The following is a 24,780-nucleotide window of genomic DNA, read 5'->3' on the forward strand; positions in this document are numbered from 1 at the left end:
TTAAATGATTCTAATATTGATTAGACATTAATCATTATCCATTAACCATAACCATCCCCAATCCTAATCTGCCAGCTACCAATGCTATATACTGTGGTATGGTAATTGCCCAAATCCCTGTACAAAGACTTTACAAAACACAGGATTTTAAGTATCTTTGAAGCACGACAATTATGGGACTTTTAGGTAAAAGAAAAAATAAAAAGTTTAATTACAAACCACGCTATTTCGAGCATGACGGGGATGGAAGCCCTTTTTCAATTGAGCACAAGTTTGATAAGTATCGTTCTACTGTAGGCGAAAACCAAAGCTTAAAGGGGAAGTTCAAAACCGCGTGGGGCGAATTGAGAGAAACCTCCGACAAAAACACCCGTTTGCGACTCCTAGTTTTAATAGGAGTTTTATTGTTTGTATTCCTTTTAATTATAGGGTTCGACCTATCCATTTTCTACCAATAATTTTCATGACAGATATTATCCAGTTATTGCCAGATCATGTTGCAAACCAGATTGCGGCAGGAGAGGTTGTGCAAAGACCGGCTTCTGTGGTAAAGGAATTACTTGAAAATGCCATTGACGCCAAAGCAACAAGTATAACACTCGTTGTTAAAGACGCAGGAAAAACCCTAGTTCAAGTTACCGATGATGGGGTTGGAATGAGTGTAACAGATGCCAGACTAAGCTTTGAACGGCACGCCACCTCCAAAATCAAATCGGCTGAAGATCTCTTTAACCTTCATACCAAAGGCTTTCGTGGTGAGGCTTTAGCTTCTATTGCAGCAATTGCCCACGTAGAATTGAAAACTAAAACCGAAGGTAATGATATTGGAACTCATCTTACTATTGAAGGTAGTAAAGTTATTTCACAAGATCCGGCTGTTGTACCAAAAGGAACTACGATTGCTGTAAAGAATCTGTTTTATAATATTCCAGCACGACGAAACTTCCTAAAGAGCAATACAGTGGAAACACGCCATATTATTGATGAGTTTCATCGTGTGGCATTAGCGCATCCAAGTGTTGCTTTTCAAATGATACACAACGGAAGTGATGTTTTTAACCTTCCTGCTTCAAATTCAAGGCAGCGCATTGTAAATATCTTCGGAAGCAAGACCAATGAGAAATTAGTTCCTGTTAATGAGGAAACAGAAATTTTAAAAATAAACGGTTTCGTATTGAAGCCTGAGTATGGAAAAAAAAGTAGAGGAGAGCAGTTTTTCTTTGTAAACGACCGCTTTATACGCAGTTCATACCTACATCATGCCGTCGCTTCAGCTTATGAAGGATTAATGAAAAACGGAGTTCATCCTGGATATTTTCTTTTTTTGGATGTTGATCCACACTCAATAGACATCAACATTCATCCTACGAAAACAGAAATCAAGTTTGACGATGAGCATGCTATTTATGCTATGCTTCGGGCAACTGTAAAGCATAGTTTAGGTCAGTTTAACATCGCACCGGTTCTCGATTTTGAAAGGGATAAAGGCTTCGATACTCCGTATGAATACGGAAAAAAGAGCCCGAAAGCCCCATCTATTGAAGTTGATAGGGATTTTAATCCATTTAAAGAGAAGCCAAAGCAAGGAAATATAAATTTCCCGTTTGAAAGAGCGCGAACATCTAGTGTAGGCGCCAATCCTTCGTGGGAATCGCTTTATGTGGGACTACATGATGAAATTGAAACTACGGAAACTTCAGATCCTGTTTCAATACATCAAATTGAATTTGAAAGTGAGGAAGTTACAGGTAATCTTTTTGAAAATGATAAGTCTGAAACGGGGCAAGTTACATTTCAACTTCAGAATAAATACGTTGTAAGTCCGTTAAAAACAGGGTTGATGGTAATTCATCAAAATTTGGCACATCAACGTATTCTTTACGAAGAACTTCTAAAGAATATTACCGTTAAAGAAGCTGTTAGTCAGCAATTGCTATTTCCACTTCAATTAAACTTTTCAAAATCTGATGTGGAGATTATTGCAAAAATCCGTGAACAATTAGAGCATACCGGCTTTGTTTTTTCTGAATTAAAAGGAGAAAACATTGAGATTAGCGGTATTCCTGTGATGATAGTGGAAAGTCTTGTTGTAAATTTGTTACAGCAATTAGTCTATAACATTAAAGAAGATTTGCCCGATAGCGGATTTAGCCAAAATGATATGTTAGCCAAATCAATGGCAGCTAGTATGGCCATCAAAACAGGAGTTTCACTTAATAGTGAAGAGCAAGAGCATTTAATTAATCAATTGTTCGCTTGTAAGGAGCCTACCGTAAGCCCTGGCAATAAACCGGTTTTTACTATAATTAATCTCGGAGAGATTGATAAAAAATTTATGTAGAACAATCCCTTTGGGATGAAATAGATTTCCGCCTTTGCGGGAAATAATTATGGGAAGAATAAGCGAAACCATTAAGGTTTTAATAGTTATTAACGTACTGTTTTTCGTCGGGACACTAACCACAGGCGAAGTTTCAGAACGTCTTTTTGCATTGTATTATTTTGAAAACCCAAATTTTCAATTTTGGCAACCATTAACATCTATGTTTATGCACGGTGGCCTAATGCATATTCTTTTTAATATGTACGCTTTATGGGCTTTTGGCTCTCCGTTAGAAATTAATTGGGGACGAAATAAATTTTTATTTTTATACTTCTCTGCAGGACTCGGCTCGGTTCTGATATATACCTTAGTGAATTATTATTTTGTTCATTCCGGCTTTAATGCTATTGAATCCTTAGGTTATTCTAATTCTGATGTTTGGAGCTTGTTTCACAATACTCTAAGCCCTGGTTCTTATAGGGAAATACCTGGAGTAGATACCGATCTTTTAAGAAGATCATTTTCGGCATGGAATGTGCCAGCAGTTGGTGCCTCAGGTGCAATTTATGGAGTTTTGGTAGCTTTTGGAATTATGTTTCCGAATGTTGAATTGATGCTGATTTTTCTACCTATTCCTATTAAAGCAAAATATTTTATTCCTGCCTTAATATTAATTGATTTATATCTTGGAGTTACTGGAGCTGCAACTGGTATAGCTCATTTTGCCCATCTTGGCGGCGCACTCTTTGGATTCATTATAGCTTACTATTGGAAAAAAAACAGTTTTGATAATCACCGTTGGAATTAACTATGAATACAGCCAACTTAACATATCAATTTAAAACGGCCAGTGTCTTGGTCAAACTTATTGTTGTCAATGCCATTGTGTATTTGACAGTAAGTTTAGGATCGTTCATTTTTGGGATGACTCCGAGTTATTTTGCACGATGGTTTGTGCTTAGTGATGACTTAGGTACGATTCTGCTTCAACCATGGACATTAATTTCGTACGGATTTCTTCATTTTGACTTCTTTCATATTCTGTTTAATATGATTTGGTTGTACTGGTTTGGACAATTTGTCTTAAACCTTTTCACAGGAAAACGCTTGCTTACAGTATATATACTAGGCGCTCTTTTTGGTGGATTGTTGTTTGTGATTTCATATAATTTATTTCCGGTTTTTGAGCAACAACGAGGATATTTAATTGGTGCTTCGGGAGCAGTAACAGCTGTTATGGCGTTTATAGCAACTTATACACCAAACACTCAATTCAGACTTTTTACATTCACTATTAAACTTTGGCATATTGCATTGTTCCTTTTTGTTTTAGATTTGGTTCGAATTCCATCTTCCGGAAATGCGGGAGGATTGCTTGCCCACGTTGGCGGTGGTGTTTTTGGATACGTGTATGCTGTGCAACTGGCAAAGGGGAATGATATTGGAAAATGGTTTGAAAATTTAATTGATTGGGTTACGAACTTGTTTAAACCAAAATCGAAAAAACCATTTCGGAAAGTTCATCGAAATCAAAAATCGACTCCAAAACCCCCACGAGCTAAAAATCAAAAATCTGATTATCAGGAAAAAGTAGATGCTATTTTAGATAAAATAAGTAAAAGCGGTTATGAAAGCTTGACGAAGGCTGAAAAAGACTTCCTGTTTAAAGCAGGAAGAGAGGATTAAAGAATATGGGAAAATTTTTCAATACAATTGTTTATTGGGTCAACCTAATTATGGCCTTTTTACTTTTGTTGTCCTTTGTTATCCCATATCTTCCTCCAAGTCGGTTTCCAACCATTGCACTGCTAAGTTTACTCGTTCCATTATTAATTATACTTAATATTCTTTTTGCGCTATATTGGGCTTTCCAATTGCGACGTAGGTTTTTTATTTCGGCAACTTTTGTTGTAATTTCCTACTTTTATTTCAATGCCTTTTATAAGTTTTCATCAGAAGAGGATACTGTTGCGTATAATAACAGTTTAACGGTGATGTCCTATAACGTCAGGCTTTTTAATAATTATGAAAAAAAACCTTCTGGTGATGTTGTGAATACGATGAAGACATATTTCGAAACAGAAAACCCCGATGTAATTTGTATTCAAGAATATTATCATCCCAATAACGTTGATTTCTCTGACTATCCGTATCGTTACGAGCATTTTAAGACTTCAAAAACAAAGCTCGGAAACGCTATTTTCTCAAAATACCCTTTAATTAACAAAGGCGCTTTCGACTTTAAAAATACCGGAAACAATACTATTTATGCAGATATAGTAAAGGATAAGGATACATTGCGTGTTTATAGCGTTCACTTGCAGTCTATTGGAATTTTGCCAGAGGTCGCCTTTTTACAAGATCTTGACAACACCAGACTCCGAAGAAAGTTTGCTCAAGCATTTAAAAAGCAGCAATATCAAATAGATGCCATTCAAAATCATAAACAAAAAACGAAAAACCCAGTAATTATTTGCGGTGATTTTAACAACACGCCGTTTTCATACAGTTATCGAAAAATGAGAGGAACAATGAAAGACGCGTTCCGCGAAAGAGGTAACGGATTGGGTACTACATTTCTATTTGATAAATTTCCGTTGCGAATAGATTATATTTTTGTTTCCGACGAACTGGAAGTAGCTTCTTTTAAAACTTTAAAAAATACATTTTCCGATCATTATGCCATCCGTGCCACTTTAGGCTGGTAGTTTAAAATACAATAGTTTGTCTTTCTAAATATTCCAATGTGTTTGGGCCTTCATTAAACAACAAATCCAAAACGGAAAGGTTGGGTAAAAATCCGTGATTTGCCTCCAAAACTTGCGTGTATGGTTCAGTTTTAAAACTAGTTTTCTTTTTTGAATTTACTAAATGCCTGAAATCAAGTATAGGAGGGTCTATTTGAAATTCAACTGTTTTCGAAGTCTTAACTTCAATTCCAATAAGACCCGCTAAGGTTTCAAAAACATTTAGATTGTGCGTCATTAGGTTGTCGACCGGGTCTGTAAAAAGATGCTCAATATCGTCTTCATAAAATTCAAAAAATGGAGAAGTACGATAGGCGCTCAACAAACTTTTCCAATGCTGTTCTTGCCACGGAAAATCATTTTCAACAATTACCTCTTTACACTTTTGTCGGTTACCGTTTTTGTTGTGTTTAACAGGTATGTTCAACAAGAGAATTCCGTTGCTGTGCGCTATATAAGCTCTGTTTCTATACGTTTGCTTCTGATAGTTGTCTTCCACTTCCCAAACAACATCATCGGCCTGCACCACGGCTGCCATCTGTTCAATAGAGGGAAAATAGGAGGGATGTAGTAAAATTGTTTTCATTGTGATTTTAGTGACTTCAAAAGTAATAAGAAAACCAGTAGAAATCGAAGTCAAAATCGAAATCAAAATCGAAGCAAGGGAATTTATAATGCCTTTGTGTCTTTGCGTGAAAACCACTGGATCCTTTTGTGAAAATTGTAGCCCGCTACCGAGGAACAAAACATCAAAGTACAATTCTTGCCCCAACCCCCAAACTTCAACCGAAAACTTGAAACCTTTTTCCTACATTTGTACAAACTTTTATTCTATGCTTATAATTGGCATTACCGGCGGTACCGGGAGTGGAAAAACTACTGTGGTTGAGCAAATTATATCTGAACTTCCACCTGATGAAGTTTGTGTGATTTCTCAAGACTCCTATTACCACGACACCAGCCATCTGACGCTTGACGAGCGCACAAAGATTAATTTTGACCATCCGCAAGCGATTGATTTCGATTTATTGGTCTCTCATTTAAAGGAATTGAGAATGGGAAATTCCTTTGAACAGCCCGTATATTCCTTTATAGAACACAACCGAACTGGCGAAACAATAACCACTTATCCAAAAAAAGTGATTATCGTGGAAGGGATTTTAATTTTGACCAATCCAGAGATTCGTCGCATGTTCGATATTAAAATATTTGTTCATGCAGATAGCGATGAAAGGTTAATTCGTAGATTAAAACGTGATATAGCTACGCGCGGACGAGATCTGGACGAAGTTTTAACGCGTTACAAGAATACGCTAAAACCAATGCACCAACAGTTTATCGAACCAACAAAAGAATACGCAGACATTATTATTCCTACCAATAAATACAATACAGTTGCCGTGGATGTGATACGAAGCATTATTCACCAGAAACTGAACTATATAGAATCGTGAAGCTTTCAAACATAAAAAATAACAGGTTCTTTCGGTTTATAAGCAATAAATACGTGCTTATACTAATCCTGTTTTTTGTATGGATGTTGTTTTTTGACACTAATTCGTATCTTATACACAGAGAATTAGACAAAGAAATTGAAGGGTTAAAAGAAAACACCGAATTCTACCAAGAACAAATAAACCAAGATAAATCGTTTATTGAAAAAATGGAGGATGCGGAAGAAATGGAAAAGTTTGCTCGTGAAAAATATTACCTTAAAAAGAAAAACGAGGATATTTATATTATAGAACACGAGGATAGCATCAAGCAAAAAAAGTAAAAATGAGTGAATTTTTGTTCAAAGAATTTAAAGAAGTTTCTGCCAAAGAGTGGAAGCAAAAAATACAGTACGACCTAAAAGGTGCTGATTATAACGATACGCTTATTTGGCAAAGCCTCGAAGGCGTAAATGTAAAACCATTTTATCATCAAGATGATTTTTCTGAAAGCTTTCAGCCTATTCCTGGACAACCAAAATCGTGGAGAGTCGCTCAAGAAGTCTTTATAGACGATGTTTTCATAGCAAATAATATAGCCTTAGACGCCATAAATCGCGGTGCTGAGTCTATTGTTTTTAGAGCTACTAAAGAATTTGATATTGAAGTTGTATTCAGCAGCTTCCCATTTGAAAAAGCAACAATTTATTTTGAATTTAGGTTTTTGTCTGAAACATTTCTCAATACATTAATAACCTTTCTTTCTAAGCACAAAGCGAACGTTTATTACAATATTGATTTAATCGGAAATCTCTCAAAAACAGGGAACTGGTATGCAAACGCGAAGGAAGATCATCAAGTGCTCGATACTATTCTTATAAAAAACAGTTCGGCCAACATTCTAAGTGTTGACGTATCGACCTATCAAAATGCAGGTGCGAATATAGTGCAACAACTGGCGTATGCCTTAGCACACGCAAACGAATATTTAAATCACGTTTCCTCGTCTCCGCTCGGAGCCAAGAGGCAAGGGTTAAGTATGACTTTCAAACTTTCAATTGGCTCAAATTACTTTTTTGAAATAGCTAAAATCCGCGCCCTTCGTAAACTATATGCCGTATTGGCAAAAGAGTATGGCGTTAAGGAGACCTGTCATATTCTGGTATTTCCTTCCAAACGTAACAAAACCTTATACGATTACAACGTAAATATGCTCCGCACAACCACAGAATGTATGAGTGCCGTTCTTGGGGGTGCAGACACTATTTACAATTTACCTTATGATTCGCTTTATCATAAAAGCAATGAATTCGGTCAACGTATTTCGCGCAACCAACTGTTGATTTTAAAACATGAAAGTTATTTCGACACTGTTTCAAATCCATCCGACGGTAACTATTACGTGGAAAGTTTGACAGACGAATTGGCCACAAAAGCACTCGATATTTTTAAAGAAATAGAAAAAAGCGGTGGATTTTTAAAACAACTGAAAGAAGGAACTATTCAGAAAAAAATAAAAGAAAGCGCCGAAAAGGAACAACAACTTTTTGATAAAGGTGAACTTAAATTATTAGGAACCAATTACCACCCTAATAAAAATGATAGAATGAAAGATAACCTGGAGCTGTTTCCTTTCGTAAAACGGAATCCCGTTAAAACATTAATAGCTCCAATCATTGAAAAACGCTTGGCGGAAGAAGTTGAACAGGAAAGAATTAGCAATGAGTAGAAAAGATTTACAACATATTAGCTTGAAAGGGTCTGATGACAGAAGGCTGGCGTCTGAAGCATCAACGAATTCTGAAACGACCGATGCTAAGAAAACCTTCGCAAAAGAAGATATTGAAAACCTCAAACACCTAAACTTTGTAGCTGGAATAGCGCCACACCTACGCGGACCGTATTCTACAATGTACGTCCGCCGACCTTGGACGATTCGTCAATATGCTGGTTTTTCAACGGCCGAAGACAGTAATGCTTTTTACAGAAGAAACCTTGCTGCTGGCCAGAAAGGACTTTCGGTGGCTTTTGACCTTGCTACACATCGTGGATACGACAGCGACCACGAAAGGGTAGTTGGCGATGTAGGAAAAGCAGGAGTGGCAATAGACAGCGTTGAGGATATGAAAATTCTTTTCGATCAAATTCCGTTGGACAAAATGAGCGTTTCAATGACAATGAATGGCGCTGTTCTTCCTATTATGGCGTTTTATATTGTGGCTGCTGAAGAGCAAGGTGTTTCACCTAAAGATTTAGCTGGGACTATCCAAAACGATATCCTTAAGGAGTTTATGGTTCGGAACACATACATTTATCCGCCTACGCCTTCAATGAAAATAGTGAGTGATATTTTTAAGTTCACTTCCAAGAATATGCCCAAGTTTAATAGCATTTCCATTTCAGGATATCATATGCAAGAAGCTGGGGCGACGGCCGAAATTGAACTTGCGTACACATTAGCAGATGGTTTGGAGTACATCCGGACGGGAATTAATGCAGGAATGGACATTGACGTTTTTGCACCCCGACTCTCCTTTTTCTGGGGAATTGGGATGAATCATTTCACTGAAATTGCTAAAATGCGAGCAGCCCGAATGCTGTGGGCACGAATTGTAAAGCAATTTAACCCTAAAAATGAAAAATCACTTGCGCTACGTACCCACTGCCAGACCAGTGGATGGAGCTTAACAGAGCAAGATCCTTTTAACAACGTGGCGCGAACTACTATTGAAGCGGCAGCCGCAGTTTTTGGAGGCACACAGTCGTTACATACAAACGCTTTAGATGAAGCCATTGCTCTACCAACAGATTTCTCTGCACGAATTGCACGAAACACGCAGATTTTTCTTCAAACCGAAACCCAAATCACTAAAACGGTCGATCCTTGGGCTGGTAGTTATTATGTAGAAAGCTTAACAGACGAAATTGCTAAAAAGGCTTGGGCGCTAATAGAAGAAGTAGAGGAGCTAGGAGGAATGACAAAGGCAATTGAAGCTGGAATCCCTAAACTGCGCATAGAAGAGGCTTCAGCGAGAAAGCAGGCGCGTATAGACAGTAATCAAGATATAATTGTCGGCGTTAACAAATATCGCCTTGCAAAAGAAGATCCATTACAAATTCTGGACGTAGATAATGCAAAGGTGAGAGTTTCTCAACTTGAGCGACTCAGCAAAATTAAATCTGAACGCAATTCTGATAAAGTAAAACAAGCCCTTACAGCGATTACCCACTGCGCCAAGACAGGCGAAGGAAACTTATTGGCTTTGGCCGTAGAAGCAGCACGTCACAGAGCTACCCTTGGAGAGATTTCCGATGCTATGGAAGAGGTTTTTGGAAGGTATAAAGCCGAAATTAGATCGATAAGTGGCGTTTATAGTAAAGAAATGGAGAAAGATACATCATTTGAAGAAGCTCGAAAATTAGCAGACAAGTTTGCAGAGATCGAAGGCCGCCGTCCGCGTATTATGATTGCCAAAATGGGGCAGGACGGTCACGACCGCGGAGCCAAAGTAGTTTCCACAGGATATGCCGATTTAGGATTTGACGTTGACATAGGCCCGTTATTCCAAACCCCGCAAGAAGCAGCGAAACAAGCTGTTGAAAACGACGTACATATTCTTGGTGTTTCTTCGCTAGCTGCTGGACACAAAACGTTAGTGCCACAAGTAATCGAAGCCCTGAAAAGCTACGGCCGTGAGGATATTATGGTCATCGTTGGTGGTGTAATCCCACATCAAGATTACCAATATCTTTTTGACGCTGGCGCAGTAGGAGTCTATGGCCCTGGCACCCGCATCAGCGATGCCGCTATCGAGATGTTGGGAGTTTTGATAGGGGGAGTAGAGTGAGTAAGGGTTAACAATCAGTACTTTAAAATAGATTAGACCTCACCGGTTTCAAAAACCTGTGAGGTCTAATACTTTTGTTGTGAATACTTTGTCGCTCTAAGATATAATTACTATCGGCTTCAGTCCTGTTTTTTTTACGATCAACGTCTTGAACTAAATTCTAGCAGCTTTTATAGCAAATTAAAGCTATTTGTTTTGATGAAATGTAGTCTGTTTTAACATTCCATTTTCTTATAACTCATACTATTTGATTCATAAAAAACCTTCGTTAATCCATTTTCAATATTATTTCTCCAAATAAATAGCACATTTTACTACTTTTAGTTTCAATTTTGAAAAACATTGATAGAAGCTACCAACTTTTAATAAGGTAGTTAGTAACATTTAATTCATTGTGTTGACAAACAGGTGGTTAAAGTGTTGTATTATTCTTCATTAAATTTTCAAACCCTTTTTTTCTTCGATAAAATGAACAAATTACAAAATACGTAGACCTACGTACATTTTTGGGTTAAAAAACATTAATACCTCAATAAAAATAACTTTATTTTTTGAAAAACATAATTTAAATTGAATAAATAACGTTTTTTATTAATATATTTGACAAATATTTCTTGAAAAATGAAAGCGGAATGTAAGAGTTGTTTCAGGACTAATCAACTAAAAAAAATTAATCTTAAATTCTTTAAAAGATGAATGGCGTCATAAACATTTCTTACAACAGAACATCTAATCTTAATTATATAAATAAATAAAATTCAATAGTTAATGAAACCAAGTAAACTTCATATTATGAATATTAAAACAGCCTTATTCTTTATTGTTGTTAGTTGTAGTACGACTTTTATTTCGTGTGAAAAAAGTAATGTTAGTGAAGAGGAGAATAATGTACAATTATCATTGCAAGGTGTGGCAGACAGTATTTACAATACCTTTGATGCCAAGTGGAATATAGACAAGTCGGGTATAATGCTCTATATCAATGGACCATCGGGCAGCTTTATTACATCGAGTAATATTACACCTAAGCCAACTCCAGACTCCTATTTTAGGGTTGCCAGCATTACCAAAACATTTACCGCAGCAGCAATTATGAGGCTGAAACAAGATGGGTTGTTAAGTATTGAAGATACAATTGGGAAATATATTACAGACAATCCAGCTTATGATGTTCCGTACCGCAATCAAATTACCATAAAGCAATTATTGCAACATCGTGGGGGTGTTTTTGATGTTACCAATAATGAAATCCCCGAAACGGTTAATGCCCCTTACGCAGGGACTAGGTATGGAGATTATGTTCGCAGTCAGAACAATGTACACACGTTTACTTTTGATGAATTAGTGGGTATAAATGCAGAACACGAATTGAGCACAGCTATGCCTAATACAAGTTTTAATTACTCCAATACAGGGTATAATATATTAGGAAAAATTATTGAAATCGTTTCAGGTAAAACGTACAGTCAGTATATAACCGAAACTTTTATTACACCATTAAACCTAACTAAAACATATAGTGTGTGGGAAGGAAGCGATTTGGAAATGAGAATTCCTTACATAAATTCACATTTGTACGTTGAAGGAGAAACAACTATAGAAACTTCGCTAGATAATATGTCAATCCACGTAACAGAAGGGAACATTGTTTCTACTCCCAACGATATCGCTAAATGGATGGAGAAGCTTTTAACTGGAAATGCAGGCGTAAATTCTGAAAACGTGGCGTTGATGAAAGAGATGCAAATAGCTGATGAGGCGCACGGTGTTTACGGATTGGGATTAACTTTTAATGCAGGGCTTGGCTACGGTCACGACGGTGCACATTTGAGCTACATTTCTACGTTGCGCTATAATCCAGATACGGGAATAACAGTTTTGGCAACGGCAAACTTTATAAGAGTTGATCCTTCAAATGAAAATGATCAAAGTTTCTTTGAGCTAGCTTTTGGTGTTCGGGATGCTTGTCAAGCGGCTACAAAAAAATATCAAGAATAGTGGGTTCTAAAGGAATTTATTATTTCAAATTGAAAAGAATACTTAGTGAAAAATTTCACCAATAACTATAATAAATTCTAACCTTTAAAATCAACTATTATGAACAACACACTCAAAATTTCAGCAATGGCTTTAGCTTTATTAGCATTTACAAGTTGTAAGCAAGGCACAGCTTCAGAAAATACTGTAGCAGAATTAACCGTTTCTCCCGAAGCTCCAACAGAAGTATTAATAGGAAATGTAATTACTAAAAAGGAACAAGATGCTATGTCGCCAGATGATGTAATGAAATCATTAATCGACGGAAATGCTCGGTTTATGAAAAATAACCTTACTTCAAGAAACTATTCAGAACAAGTAACCAACAGTGCCACGGGACAGTTTCCAGAAGCAGTTATATTATCTTGCCTAGACAGTAGAATACCAGTAGAAAACGTATTCGATAAAGGTATAGGCGACCTTTTTGTAGCGAGAGTGGCTGGAAATTTTGTAAATGAAGACATGCTTGGCAGTATGGAGTTTGCCTGCAAAGTATCAGGTTCAAAGTTAATTCTTGTTTTGGGTCACAACAATTGTGGCGCTATCAATGCAGCGGTAGACGATGTTAAATTAGGAAACATTACTCCAATGCTTCAAAAAATTAAACCAGCTGTAGCAATGGTTGAATATAAAGGTGACAGAACTTCTTCTAATTCAGAATTTGTAGCTATGGCGTGCGAAAGCAATGTGGAAAACACTATAGCCAAAATTAGAAAGGACAGCCCAATTCTAAAAGAAATGGAAGATAATGGCGAGATTAAAATAGTAGGCGCCGTTTATAGTCTTGAAACTGGAAAGGTTGAGTGGTTAGAATAAAGTCTCAAATAAAAAACAGCCGACATTTATAGAAAACTTGTTCTGTTTTATTTATAGTAGCCGTTTCAAAACCTGAAACGGCTATTTTGTTATTTATTGCTGATTTTTAGCTTGGGTTCTTTCCACAACGTCGCGAATTGGTATCCCATCTATCAAAACATCTTTTAAAACAGCGTCACCATTTTTGATGCTAACCAAGGCATAAGTTGTTTTAGTCGAATCCACTTGCGATTTTACATAGGCTTGTTCTGCAGGATAGGCTTTAGATTCTTCCATATAGAACCGAGTAAAAGGATAGGAAATAAATAGTTTTTTAAATTTGCTGTCAATTACATAATCTACTTTCGCTTTAACAAAATCTAAGTCGTTTGTAGGTTTTTTGCGGGAAATGGAGCTTATTTTGGCAAATCCGTTAGTATCGGTTTCTAGGATTACGTAAACTTTTCCGCCGTCAATCCATTCTTTAGTGGACTCAACATTAAAGCTGTTTTCTTTATAATCAAGTACAATATAATTTCCCCGGAAGGGATCGGAAGGGTCAACGGGAGCAGTTTCAAATTTAAATTCCTTTCCTGTTTCGAGAATTGTTTCCCTATCCCAAATTATCTTTCCGGGAATAGCCAACTGAACGATGGCTACCAGAATAAACGCTGTCAATACTATCTTCTTGCTATTCATTTCTCCTTCTTTTTTTAAGCATCCCGTAATTGGCACTGAAAAACCCAATGCCAATTGCCATTAGTAAAAGTCCGCGAATAACAAAACTCAAGTCGGTGTTGAGAAAGCGGATTATTATCCAAATTGTAATTATGGCAAGTCCGAAATTCAATACGCCAAGATGCTCTCGTTTTGCCCCGTCTACGATAGTTAAAATGCTAATTGTCAAAATGATTAGGTTTATTAAAACCACAGCAATACTTGAAAAGTAGCCAATGCAAAAGATGACTATAAACAACAAGAAAATAGGGGATAAGGGGGGAAGTTGTCGCATCGGTTTATCTTTTTGCTGTTTGTAGAAATATACCAGTGCTACAATTGAAATTCCTATTGAGACCCATAGTTCGTTTGCTGTTAACAAGCTTTCATAGCTGTAATATTCAGTTCTTAAATCATTCCAAAACCCGTCAAAACTTGTGACGAACAAAAGAATCAAGGTGCCGAGTGTTCCAATAACTTTATAGGAATTGTTTCTTAAACTCTTGTCCTTAAAGAATGTATTGTTTCCTATGATGTAAAACAGACCGAAAAGGCTGAAGTAAGCGACAAACATAAATTCCTCTGCATTAGAAGCTAAGGTTCCGAGGACAGTAGTTATCGATAACGGAATTAGCCAATTCTCAACAGTTAAGAAATTGCTTTTTGGGTTACTGCGAATTAGGAGGTAATACTGTGGAAAAACGGCTATTAACAATACCCAATATAGGTAACTTGAACTTGAAGGATATGAAAAATAACTGCTTTCGACGGCATAATAAGTAATCCCGACTATATAAAGGAGTGTCGCCATTGACGACTTCATTACATAGATTAAAGGCAGACAAAGCACCATCCAGATCAGGAGAAAAGGACCTAGGTTGCCAGGGATATGATATATTTGTGATACCAACGAAATACACGCGCCCACCGCAAAGAAAAGAAATGTGGTTGTGCTTTCTATCCAGATAGAATTCCCTGATTTCTTTAAAAGTACATAAGCACATATCAGTTGTGCAGCGACCAAAGGCAAGAATGCGATAAAGGTTTTAGTGGCTCTGGAAAGGTCATCCCAATTGTGGGCGATTATCAGTATTATTCCTAGACCAACCAACAATGATCCCAGAATACCAAAAGCTACAAACAGTCGGTTGGGAGACGAGTTACTTTTGGCCTTGTAGTATTCCTGAATCCGGCTTCCCGTTTCCTCAGTTATAATTCCAGCTTTGATTAAATCAGGAAGATCCTTGTCTATGCTCATTAAGTAGTTTTGTTATTTGAGAGTTATTTCCTTTTACTCCAAACCTCATCAATGGGATTTCCTTTAGTTGAGAATCCAGAATGAAGCCAATCGCTGTTATTCAGCTTATAGTCAAACTTAAGTTGAAGTCCTACTTTAGTATTGTCTTTAGAGAAAAATTCTATATTTTCGGTATAAGTCCCATTTTCAGTTGTGTAAGAACCACCTCCTGTAGCCATAAATTGTTTCGTCTCGGTATTGTAAGCAATCCATTGAAAACGGGTGCCAGAAAGAATCTTCATCGTTTTTCTTGGCGTGTCAGTATCTCTTACTTGTTTTTTCGCATCAACGGTTCTGCCAGACATTAACCAAGCGCCGTGCAATGCTCCCGGAGTGCCGTCGTCGATTCGTTTCATTTTTATATCACCTTCTGCTATTTTAAGTGTAGAGTCGTTTAAGAAAACTTTATAGCTCAATTCACTTCCAACAGTTTCAGGGTTTTTGGAATCAAATTCTACCGTCTCGGTTATCGAATCACCTTCCATAACCCAACTGCCGCCTTTAGTGGCAATGAACGCACCTGAATCGGCATTATAGGTGGTTAGAACTTGATATTTATCAGAAACAATAAACACGCTTCTCAGGTTTTCATTTTCTGCAGATGTGTGATAATGTTCCCAAGCGCCAATAATGCTTTGGGCATGAATTCCAAAAGATAAGAAGCTGCAAATAAGGAAAATGATTGTTTTGTTCATAATATTCGTATGCGTGAGATTGAAGTATTTCGTCGACCTAAATTACAGTTTATTTCTTAAATGGAGCTAAATCGTTTTAGGAGAGTGTAGAAATGAATTTCCTATTCATCAGTTTTTAAAGCTGGTTCATTTTGAAGCGTTTTGAACTTATACCATTCATCACCGATTAAAAAGTGTAATTCTCCAAAATCCTTCCTATTTATCAAACCTTTCAATTCTTGATTTTCAACTAAATAATTTAAAAACCTACCGATTAATTGTTTTTCAACATTGAGATTCTCAACCATAAATTCCATAAAATGGTCTTCTAGAAAAATCAAATTACTTTCCTTTTTCTCAATTTCAATGTATCGTTTCAATCTTTTTGTTTTTCCGCTAATAGCATTTATAATAGGATCTACCGCCAAGGAGCCTCCTAAGAGTGACAAGAGGTGAATGGGTTTAAAGTCGCCTGCTGTGTATAGTCTTCGTTCCGTTCGTAGTGAGTGGTTTGATTTCTTTTTTAAGAATTCTCAAGGAAACCGCATTGAACCCTGATTTTGATTTGATAAACACTTCGTCTAGGGTGTTTACTTCGTCGAATACTCAACCTACTGTATCTGAGGGGCGCGTATTGACAAGATTATCAGGTTTAATATGGAGCGGAAAATAGTTGAAGTTTCTTTCTTAAAAATTGAATCCTTCACTGCGATAGAGTCTTGCAGCATTTCTTTCTGAGAAAACGAATGAATGGAGTAAAACATCAATAACCCCGTGAAAAGTTGTTTCATCCGCTTTCAGATTGCTTGGATTTTCAAAAATAGAAAGGTTTGGGGATTCTTTTGGTTAAAGAAAGCATAAGAGATTGGATTGGGAGATACCTTGCCAATCAAATAATTAGCAGAAGGGTAAATAAAAAGCTAGACCTTAGAGTTTTTATCTCTGTAATTTTTAATGACCTCCAGAATATCATCTTTTATAAACTCCCAGTATTTTCCTTATAAACAGATAGGTTCAAAATCATCATCTGCTATGGAAAAATTAGTTCCCTTAAAACAATAAAGATAGCGACAACTAATTCATTATCTAAGGCCGAATGGCTAAAGTTTTAAACGCATTCTGAAATCAACTATAATCCTACTTTAAAACCATTTGTTTATTCTAATTTGAAGTCTATAATCCATTGGTTATTGTTAGTTTTATGCCTCAATTAAGCATCCCTCATAAACCTAAAATTAGCTATGATCAACATTAGACTAGAAAAACTGCGTCATGAAATGACTAAGTTTAATTTAGATGCAGTTATAATCCCTTCAACAGATCCCCATCAATCTGAATATGTAGCAAAGCATTGGAAAATAAGAGAATACTTTTCAGGATTTACGGGCTCAGCTGGAGTGCTAGTTTTAAACAAAGATGAAGCAGCGCTATGGACAGATTCCCGTTATTTTTTACAATTCGAAGACGAATGTAAGGAGTATGACATCAACTTACACAAACAATCCATTCCACACGCGCCAGAACACGTTCAATGGTTGTGCGATAGTTTAGACGAAGGCGCTGTAATCGGACTAGATTTTCTACAGTTTTCCAAAGCCCAAATGGATTATATCATTGAGCGGTCAAGGCCTAAGAATATAGAGCTTAAAAATATTCCAAGTTTAGTAGACGAAATTTGGACCGATAGGCCTGCTTTGCCTAGTTTTCCAATAGATATTCATCCATTAGAATTCAGTGGAGAATCAACGGCTTCTAAGATTCAAAAGGTTCAAGATAAAATAACAAACTCGAAAGCCGACTATTATTTATTTTCAAGTTTAGATGAAATCGCCTGGTTGTTTAATATCCGTTCACGAGATGTTGACTACACGCCGTTAGTTACGGCTTATGCGCTCGTAGGACCTGATAACACTCGTTTGTTTTGCGATAAAAGTAGGTTTTCAACAACTGCGATTGATACATTTTCAAAATTGCATATTGAAATAATTGACTACAAATTAGCAATTGCGGAATTGCAGAAGTTAGACGTCAATAAAAAGATCATCACTGATGTATCCTCCCTAAATTATGCGGTTTTTAACGCAGTGGAAAGCAAGTTTTTATTTCAGAATTCAATAGCAAAAGAATTAAAAGCTATTAAAAATGAAACAGAGATTGCAGGTGCCAAAAACTGTATGGTAAAGGATGGCGTGGCACTTACCAAGTTTTTTATATGGTTGGAAAGCGAGCTTGCCACACGAGAAATCTCGGAATTTGAAATTGGGAAGAAATTAGAGAGTTTTAGAAAGCAACAAGATTATTATGTAGGTGAATCTTTTGCGGCGATTGTTGGCTATAAAGGCAATGGTGCTATCATTCACTATACCGCACCTGAAAAGGGGTCGGCAATGGTTAAAAACGAGAACATATTATTAGTAGATAGCGGTGCACAGTATAAAGATGGTACCACCGATATTACGCGTACTGTCTGGTTAGGCGGAACTCCTTCAACCGAATTAAAAACGGCTTATTCTGCTGTTTTAAAAGGATATATAATGCTGGAGCAATTGCAATTTCCGAAAGGCACTGTGGGCATGCAAATAGATGCATTTGCGAGATTTCATCTATGGCAACAAGGTTTAAATTATCCACACGGAACAGGGCATGGAATTGGTAGTTTTGGAATGGTGCACGAACCGCCACAAGGCTTTACAACTAATCCTGCCACGAGTAGTGGGAGCACAGCACATGCGCCAAATCAATTGACAACTATTGAACCGGGATGTTATAAAAAAGGAGTTTATGGAATTCGCATTGAAAACATAGTGCTTTCTCAGGTTAAACAAGTAACAGAGTTTGGGGAGTTTTTAGGTTTTACGCCACTCACACTGTTTCCGATAGATAGACAGCTTATTGATAAATCTTTATTAACTGTTTCAGAAACAGCTTGGTTTAATTCTTACCATAAAATGGTTTACGACCAACTATCCCCAATGCTGAATACTGACGAAAAAGAATGGCTTAAAGGAATGTGTAATGAGTTGTAAGCGCTTATCATCGTTCATAAACTATAAACAAAACTGTTTTTATAGGTGCTGAACACTGAATACTGCTGCCAACTGCCAATGCCAACTGCCACTTATTCTTCAAGCCAACCATCAATTATGCTATAAATCTCTTTCTTTTTGTCAGGATTAAAGCTTTTGATTCGGGTTCTATGATCTCCTTTAGGTTTAGTGAATTTGTACAGTTGTCGTTTATAAGCATTGTTCACTAACTCGACAGCTGTTGCACTCCAGGCATCGTATTCACCATAAATGAAAAGCATTTTTTCTGCTTCGGAATCTAGGAAGGATTTAATACGTAGCATAGATTTTGAATCGAATGCTTTCGTTATTCCTTCTGGGAAAGCCCAATCAAAAGTGTATATTTTATCAGTATTCAGATATTTTTTAAAGGGCATTGTTTCGTAGCCGTAAATTCCTTGTTCTGTTAAAGCCGCCCAAAAATACGGTTGAAGGTTTTCTACGGAATTCGCTTCAAAAAAACCATAACCTACAACTTCAAATAAATGCTTGTAAATATCTTCTGTTGAAGCTGATGCCATCGGAATAGAATTTGGTTTTGTACCCCATTGCCAGTAGGCAAAAGGATATTCAAGTATGGAATATTCGAGCGCTTTCTCTATTCCAAACTCCCAAGACATTCCTTTTTCTGTGGCTTTATTCTTCAATATTTCTAATAAAGCTGCTTTGTTTTCAAAGCTTAATTCTTGGAAGCTTCTAATTTTTTCTCTTTCTTCAGCCGTCCCCACATTCTTTAAAAACTCAAATATTCTATCGTCCTCTCTAGCGAAATTTAAAGGGCCCACATAGCAAACACAACCATCAACATTTTCTGGAAAGTAAAGGCGATGCACCATAACTGTTTGGCAACCTTTAGAAATTCCAGTAGAAATAAATTTGGAATTTGGATACAGGGCATTTCGTATCGCATTGATAATAGTAGCCTGATCTTTAGCGGCGTTTTCTAAGGTAAGCGTATTCCAGTCTATTTCTTCGGGGCGTGAGTTATTGAAATAACGATGCTCAATAGATAGTTGATTGGCATTGTAATGATTGGCTAATTCCCCTGCTTTTTCAGAACCAAGGCCATATCCGTTAAGCTCAACAATTACAGGTTGTGTAGGGTTTTCAAAACCTAGAAACACACGTTGTCTAAATGTCCCTTTTGACAAGTCGTTATAGTCGATAGGCTGTTCGAACCAAAGCTCATAGTTTTCATCAAAATGACTTACAACAGCTCTTTTCTCAATACTGACAATATTTTCAATAGCTGCCAATTTCTGAAAGTTGGAAACTTCTGTTGTAGGTATTACAACAACTGACGCGCTTTTACACCCTACAACTAGGAGTAGCGAAAGCAATAAATAATAGTAACGGATTGATTTCATAATTTATCCAATTTAAAAATCTTACAAACTGAAGGCTAATAGTTATTCAATAATTTCGTAATCAATATCTAACTTTCTCAATGCTCTTAAAGCAGAGGCGGTGTCTTTGCCGTCTATCTCAATTTCCACTGCGTCTCCTTCTAGGAGAATATCAGTAAGTTCGTTTGATAAAGATTCATTAACGCCTAATGAAATCGTTACAATACAATTGGTTATCGCTCTTCTGTCTGGTCTCTGCGCATCCCAAGACAATAAGTTTAATTTCATAGTAATATATTTTATAACAATTCGACTATACGTCTACCGTCTCCCAACTATCGACTACTCAAATGTATAGCGCTGTTCTTCTGTTATAGAAGCTTTTAGTAATTGATTGAATGTTCTAATCGTATTAAAATCCCGGGTAATTGTTCCAGATACCGCTAGGCCAGAGATTCCAGTTTCAAGAATTGCAGCAACATCGTCTGTAGTAATGCCGCCAACTCCTAGTATTGGTGTTTCCGTATTTAATACGTCAATAATAGCTGCATAGCCGTTTAAGCCTAATGCAGGAGGCAGATTGTCTTTGGTTTCGGTAAATCTAAACGGACCTAAGCTGATATAATCCACTTCTTTCTCAATTAAGGCTTGACAGTCTTGGAGTGTGTTTGCTGTTCCACCAATAAATTGCCAAGTGTACAAATGCTTGCGCGCAACGGTAGGGCAGGAGTCGGTTTTTCCTAAATGTACTCCATCGGCTTTTACTTCTTTTGCTACTTTATAATTGTCGTTTATAATCAATCTAGTTTGAAAATGTGCAGTAATTTCTCTTGCTTCAGCAGCAAACTTCAAAAGCTTTTTTTCAGCACTACTATTTAATCTTAGTTGCACTAGTTCAGCTCCAGAAGTGCACGCTTTTTGAATGTTTTCCAAATGCTCTTTTGGCGAACTGCCTTGCGATATATAATGTAGTTTAGGTATCAAAGTCTTTGTGTTTTATTCGGGATTCATTAATGATTTTATCTTAAGCCCTACGTACAACCTATATCAGGGACGTACATTTCTTTTAAATCAAAAATCGTTAATCTGAAATCGTTATTTGGTCGTTCGTTATTGGGTTATTGGTTATTTAGTTTGAAATCGTCAATCGTCAATCGTCAATCGTCAATCGTTAATTGGTTATTTGATATTCATTATTAATTTCTTTCAAATTAAAATTCAAAATTCGTCAACCTGAAATCGTTAATCAAAAATCGTCAATCCCTAACTCTTTCCTCTCAAAAAACTACCACCTTCTTCGAAAACTCCATAAAATGCCCTTCAAAGCGTTTTAGCATGGGGTGCATTGTTTCTGAATATAAAACATACTGGCATTTTCTGATGCTTTGAGTAATGGACATAATCGCTGCGTATGCTGATTTTTGAACTAAAAATTCCGCATCGTCAACACTAAAAATCTTCATGTCGGATGTGCTTACACCATTGGTTAAGAATAGCTTATTCATCGATTTTGGGGTGGAAATTAGAATATCCACACCCATCGCAATTTCCGACTTTTGAACATCGTTATGGAGTTCTTCATAGCCTACATACACACGCAATGAAGTGTATTTAGTGTACGATAAAAACGCATCGTACAGTTCCATCGCAATTTCCTTATTTTCTACAAGAACTAAGGCTCTTGGTGCATTTCCGACTGCTCTACACTTAAGTTTTTGCAAGGTTGTAAGAATAAGCGTGGTTGTTTTTCCACTACCCTTAGGAGCAACGCAGTACACATTTGCGCCACTTTTTATAACCGGAATACTCTGAGTTTGAAATGGAGTAGGGGTTGTAAACTCTAAGGATTCTAACTTCTCTTTAATATCGGAATGTAGTTTTTTAAAAGGCATAGGTATGTAATAGATGAGGCTTCGGGTAAATATTTTATTAGTTTGGCAAAGATACCACGTGTAAATGAATTAGATGTACCAAGTTGTATTGGTTATTTATTTAATTACCGTAAGGCTATTCTTTAAGATGTTAATTTATTTGTAATAAGTTACAGGTTTGAGCCTACTTAAATAGTGTTGAACATTTTTGATTACGGATTCAATGATTGGGTGACTAGCGATAAAGATTGAATGCGCTATCCTGCGGGAAATTGATTTAGATTATTCTCTTTTAATAGGGATGCTAGGTGGCTATACTTCTAATGATTTCTTAGAAATAACGACTTTCGAAATAGTTAGTTCACCTATAATCTTATTAAATATTGCTTTATTCGTTTTGAACTGCAAGATTGCAAAGAATTCATTTTGGCGGTTTTGATGTATAGATTTGTTCAAAAATCAAACACACATTATTATGAAAACAAGAAAATACGTTACCACTTTGTATTAGACAAAAGCGGTTCTATGAACAGTTGCAGAGAATCAACTATTCAAGGTGTTAACAGTCAATTGAAGACAATTAAGCAACTACAAAAAGAATTTCCAGAACAATGGCAGCCAATTACGCCCTCATATCGTTTGGTTTGGCGAAGAGGTACCGGAAATTGAAAAAGCCATTAAGATAACGGAGACCGCTGATTTATTCGAAAGACATAAAACTAAAAATCCGCTCACGGCTGTACTATAGTTTAAACAGCGAATTTTGCCCGAAAATAGATTGAATTTTTTTAATCAATAATGATTTACATTAGACTAGATATCCAGAATTTATATTTATTGTAAAATCATTTTCCATAATAACGATTTCTTAATAAAAATTAAATCTTCATTCCTTTAAAAGTTAGTATTTTTGCGGTTTAAGTGAAATTTTGAAGAAAATACTATGAGCGAATCTATAGAGAGAATTAAATGTCTGATTATTGGTTCTGGCCCTGCCGGATATACTGCTGCAATTTATGCAGCAAGAGCAGATCTTAAACCCGTTTTGTACACAGGAATGGAGCCAGGTGGCCAGCTAACTACTACAACCGAAGTAGATAACTTTCCAGGGTATCCAGAGGGTATTGATGGCCCTACAATGATGGTTCAATTACAACAGCAAGCCGAACGGTTTGGAACTGAAGTTAGAATTGGTATGGTTACAGCGGTGGAGTTTAGTGAGAAAGTTGGGGGTATTCATAAAGTTACTGTAGATAATGCCAAACAAATTGAAGCAGAAACCGTTATTATTTCAACAGGTGCAACTGCTAAATATTTGGGATTACCTAGCGAGCAAAAGCTTCGTGGAGGTGGAGTTTCAGCCTGTGCAGTTTGTGATGGATTTTTCTACAAAGGCCAAGAAGTGGCAATTGTTGGAGCGGGTGATACCGCTGCAGAAGAAGCTACATATTTAGCGAATCTTTGCAGTAAGGTTACAATGCTTGTTCGTAAAGATTATATGAGAGCGTCAAAAGCAATGCAGCACAGGGTAAATAATACTAAAAACCTTGAGGTTCTTTATAATACTGAGGTAGACGAAGTGTTAGGCGATCAAGTAGTAGAGGGTTTACGAATGGTAAACAACCAAACTGGTGAAAAAAGTGAGATTAAAATTACTGGACTTTTCATCGCTATTGGACATAAACCAAATACAGATATTTTTAAAGGTCAGCTAGAAATGGACGAAACTGGGTATATCATCACCAAAGGAAAGTCTACCAAAACTAATATGCCAGGAGTTTTTGCAAGCGGTGATGTTCAAGATAATGAATATCGTCAAGCGGTAACGGCAGCTGGAACGGGCTGTATGGCAGCCCTGGATGCAGAACGCTACTTGGCAACATTAGAAACTGAGGACTAACAAGCGGCTTAACGGTACCTGATCATTATTAGCTAATTGAATCAGTAGCAAATTTTAGATATATAAAGTTTGTAGGTTTTACAACAACCTTAACCAAATGATACGTTGCAGCTAAGAATTCATTTAATATAATAACCAAATAATAGAGTCCCAATTAACCTAAATTAGGTGTCTATTCGCAGGATAAGTTTAATTACTTTCAGGAGTGAGAGGTGGTCAAAATGCCTTTTCGGTAAGGTCGGATAGTATTGAATAAAAAATATGAGGTAATAATTTGAGGTTAAAATTAATATCTATATATTGGGCATCATCTAACAGATTGCTATGGAAAAAAAGATAAAATATGAAATGGAATTTCCTATTCAGGTCTCTCCTTCATTGTTATACCAGTATATATCAACACCTTCAGGTCTTTCCGAATGGTATGCGGATAATGTAAATGCCAGAGACGAACACTTCTCATTTATTTGGGCTGAAAGCGAAGAAAAAGCAAAACTTTTAAGTAAAAAAAGTCCCGAGCGAATCAAATTCCGATGGATGGAAGATGAGGGCGAAGATTATTATTTTGAACTTCGTATTCAAGTAGATGAAATTACAAAAGATGTTTCATTAATTGTTGTTGATTATGCCGAAGACGATGAAGTAGACGAAGGAAAGATGCTTTGGGAAAATATGGTTGCAAACCTTAAGCAAGTTCTAGGTTCTACCTAAAATTTGCGCTAAAATA

Annotated in this window: 23 protein-coding genes and 1 pseudogene; 15 read left to right on the forward strand and 9 right to left on the reverse strand. The window is 36.6% G+C overall.

The window, feature by feature from the left end; genetic code table 11:
* Nucleotides 1–173: 173 nt before the first annotated feature.
* The 5 genes from BLW28_RS09110 to BLW28_RS09130 are packed head-to-tail and all read left to right on the forward strand — an operon-like array spanning nt 174 to nt 5,031.
* Entirely contained in the window at nt 174–458 is a 285-nt protein-coding gene (locus tag BLW28_RS09110) for a riboflavin synthase subunit beta (RefSeq protein ID WP_073218094.1), read from the forward strand.
* Between the two features lie 5 nt (nt 459–463).
* Nucleotides 464–2,341, forward strand: a complete 1,878-nt coding sequence (mutL, locus tag BLW28_RS09115) for a DNA mismatch repair endonuclease MutL (RefSeq protein ID WP_073218091.1) — start codon at nt 464–466, stop codon at nt 2,339–2,341.
* Between the two features lie 49 nt (nt 2,342–2,390).
* On the forward strand, nt 2,391–3,131 hold the full coding sequence (locus tag BLW28_RS09120) for a rhomboid family intramembrane serine protease (RefSeq protein ID WP_073218088.1): 741 nt from the start codon (nt 2,391–2,393) through the stop codon (nt 3,129–3,131).
* A 2-nt stretch (nt 3,132–3,133) separates the two neighbouring features.
* Nucleotides 3,134–4,009: a rhomboid family protein gene (locus BLW28_RS09125; RefSeq protein ID WP_073218085.1), complete on the forward strand. Its 876-nt coding sequence runs from the start codon at nt 3,134–3,136 to the stop codon at nt 4,007–4,009.
* Nucleotides 4,010–4,059: 50 nt separating this feature from the next.
* The gene (locus BLW28_RS09130) at nt 4,060–5,031 is read left to right on the forward strand and encodes an endonuclease/exonuclease/phosphatase family protein (protein WP_234946471.1); all 972 of its coding nucleotides are present in this window, start codon (nt 4,060–4,062) and stop codon (nt 5,029–5,031) included.
* A gap of 1 nt (nt 5,032) precedes the next feature.
* Here BLW28_RS09130 and BLW28_RS09135 read toward each other — a convergent pair whose 3' ends face one another.
* Entirely contained in the window at nt 5,033–5,656 is a 624-nt protein-coding gene (locus tag BLW28_RS09135; protein ID WP_073218249.1) for a WbqC family protein, read from the reverse strand.
* A gap of 247 nt (nt 5,657–5,903) precedes the next feature.
* On the opposite strand from BLW28_RS09135, the gene udk reads away from it, so the two are divergent.
* The 6 genes from udk (at nt 5,904) to BLW28_RS09165 (ending at nt 13,204) form a co-directional block, all read left to right on the forward strand.
* On the forward strand, nt 5,904–6,524 hold the full coding sequence (gene udk, locus BLW28_RS09140; protein WP_073218080.1) for a uridine kinase: 621 nt from the start codon (nt 5,904–5,906) through the stop codon (nt 6,522–6,524).
* Between the two features lie 53 nt (nt 6,525–6,577).
* Entirely contained in the window at nt 6,578–6,847 is a 270-nt protein-coding gene (locus tag BLW28_RS09145) for an FtsB family cell division protein (protein ID WP_317042279.1), read from the forward strand.
* Between the two features lie 2 nt (nt 6,848–6,849).
* A complete protein-coding gene (locus BLW28_RS09150) occupies nt 6,850–8,232 on the forward strand; it encodes a methylmalonyl-CoA mutase subunit beta (RefSeq protein WP_073218074.1) in 1,383 nt (460 codons plus the stop codon).
* Entirely contained in the window at nt 8,225–10,351 is a 2,127-nt protein-coding gene (gene scpA, locus BLW28_RS09155) for a methylmalonyl-CoA mutase (RefSeq protein ID WP_073218071.1), read from the forward strand. Before BLW28_RS09150 ends, scpA begins: the two co-directional genes overlap by 8 nt.
* Nucleotides 10,352–11,119: 768 nt before the next feature.
* Entirely contained in the window at nt 11,120–12,349 is a 1,230-nt protein-coding gene (locus tag BLW28_RS09160) for a serine hydrolase domain-containing protein (RefSeq protein WP_073218069.1), read from the forward strand.
* Between the two features lie 99 nt (nt 12,350–12,448).
* Complete coding sequence (locus tag BLW28_RS09165) at nt 12,449–13,204, forward strand: carbonic anhydrase family protein (protein ID WP_073218066.1); 756 nt, start codon at nt 12,449–12,451, stop codon at nt 13,202–13,204.
* Nucleotides 13,205–13,297: 93 nt separating this feature from the next.
* Here the strand turns inward: BLW28_RS09165 and BLW28_RS09170 are convergent, their stop codons facing one another.
* The 4 genes from BLW28_RS09170 to BLW28_RS09185 all read right to left on the reverse strand — a co-directional run bounded on the left by BLW28_RS09170 (nt 13,298) and on the right by BLW28_RS09185 (nt 16,320).
* Nucleotides 13,298–13,882 (reverse strand): GDYXXLXY domain-containing protein, encoded by a 585-nt coding sequence (locus BLW28_RS09170; RefSeq protein ID WP_073218064.1) that lies wholly within the window; start codon nt 13,880–13,882, stop codon nt 13,298–13,300.
* Nucleotides 13,875–15,158, reverse strand: a complete 1,284-nt coding sequence (locus BLW28_RS09175; RefSeq protein ID WP_073218062.1) for a DUF2157 domain-containing protein — start codon at nt 15,156–15,158, stop codon at nt 13,875–13,877. The genes BLW28_RS09170 and BLW28_RS09175 overlap by 8 nt, the downstream gene beginning before the upstream one ends.
* A 23-nt stretch (nt 15,159–15,181) precedes the next feature.
* Nucleotides 15,182–15,892, reverse strand: coding sequence for a DUF4488 domain-containing protein (locus BLW28_RS09180; protein ID WP_073218058.1), 711 nt, complete (start codon nt 15,890–15,892; stop codon nt 15,182–15,184).
* 101 nt (nt 15,893–15,993) lie between these two features.
* On the reverse strand, nt 15,994–16,320 hold the full coding sequence (locus BLW28_RS09185) for a hypothetical protein (protein ID WP_073218055.1): 327 nt from the start codon (nt 16,318–16,320) through the stop codon (nt 15,994–15,996).
* 792 nt (nt 16,321–17,112) lie between these two features.
* Between BLW28_RS09185 and BLW28_RS09190 the strand changes: the two genes are divergently transcribed.
* Nucleotides 17,113–18,897, forward strand: coding sequence for an aminopeptidase P family protein (locus BLW28_RS09190; RefSeq protein ID WP_073218053.1), 1,785 nt, complete (start codon nt 17,113–17,115; stop codon nt 18,895–18,897).
* 92 nt (nt 18,898–18,989) lie between these two features.
* Here BLW28_RS09190 and BLW28_RS09195 read toward each other — a convergent pair whose 3' ends face one another.
* The 4 genes from BLW28_RS09195 to BLW28_RS09210 all read right to left on the reverse strand — a co-directional run bounded on the left by BLW28_RS09195 (nt 18,990) and on the right by BLW28_RS09210 (nt 22,174).
* Nucleotides 18,990–20,303 carry a S28 family serine protease gene (locus tag BLW28_RS09195; protein ID WP_073218050.1) on the reverse strand — a complete coding sequence of 438 codons (1,314 nt, stop codon included), beginning with the start codon at nt 20,301–20,303 and terminating at the stop codon, nt 18,990–18,992.
* Between the two features lie 42 nt (nt 20,304–20,345).
* A complete protein-coding gene (locus tag BLW28_RS09200; RefSeq protein ID WP_073218047.1) occupies nt 20,346–20,570 on the reverse strand; it encodes a hypothetical protein in 225 nt (74 codons plus the stop codon).
* A 54-nt stretch (nt 20,571–20,624) separates the two neighbouring features.
* Nucleotides 20,625–21,266, reverse strand: coding sequence for a thiamine phosphate synthase (locus BLW28_RS09205; protein ID WP_073218044.1), 642 nt, complete (start codon nt 21,264–21,266; stop codon nt 20,625–20,627).
* Nucleotides 21,267–21,559: 293 nt separating this feature from the next.
* Nucleotides 21,560–22,174 carry a DEAD/DEAH box helicase gene (locus BLW28_RS09210; protein ID WP_073218042.1) on the reverse strand — a complete coding sequence of 205 codons (615 nt, stop codon included), beginning with the start codon at nt 22,172–22,174 and terminating at the stop codon, nt 21,560–21,562.
* Between the two features lie 589 nt (nt 22,175–22,763).
* Here BLW28_RS09210 and BLW28_RS15610 point away from each other — a divergent pair.
* From BLW28_RS15610 to BLW28_RS09225, 3 genes and pseudogenes are all read left to right on the forward strand, one after another.
* Nucleotides 22,764–22,859 (forward strand): annotated as a pseudogene (locus tag BLW28_RS15610) (NAD-dependent deacylase); the annotation flags it as partial.
* A gap of 237 nt (nt 22,860–23,096) precedes the next feature.
* Nucleotides 23,097–24,053: a thioredoxin-disulfide reductase gene (trxB, locus tag BLW28_RS09220; protein WP_073218036.1), complete on the forward strand. Its 957-nt coding sequence runs from the start codon at nt 23,097–23,099 to the stop codon at nt 24,051–24,053.
* Nucleotides 24,054–24,377: 324 nt separating this feature from the next.
* Nucleotides 24,378–24,764: an START-like domain-containing protein gene (locus tag BLW28_RS09225; RefSeq protein ID WP_073218033.1), complete on the forward strand. Its 387-nt coding sequence runs from the start codon at nt 24,378–24,380 to the stop codon at nt 24,762–24,764.
* The last annotated feature ends 16 nt before the right edge of the window (nt 24,765–24,780 follow it).

This window comes from Aequorivita viscosa, from assembly GCF_900106795.1.
Classification (GTDB): Bacteria; Bacteroidota; Bacteroidia; order Flavobacteriales; family Flavobacteriaceae; genus Aequorivita; species Aequorivita viscosa.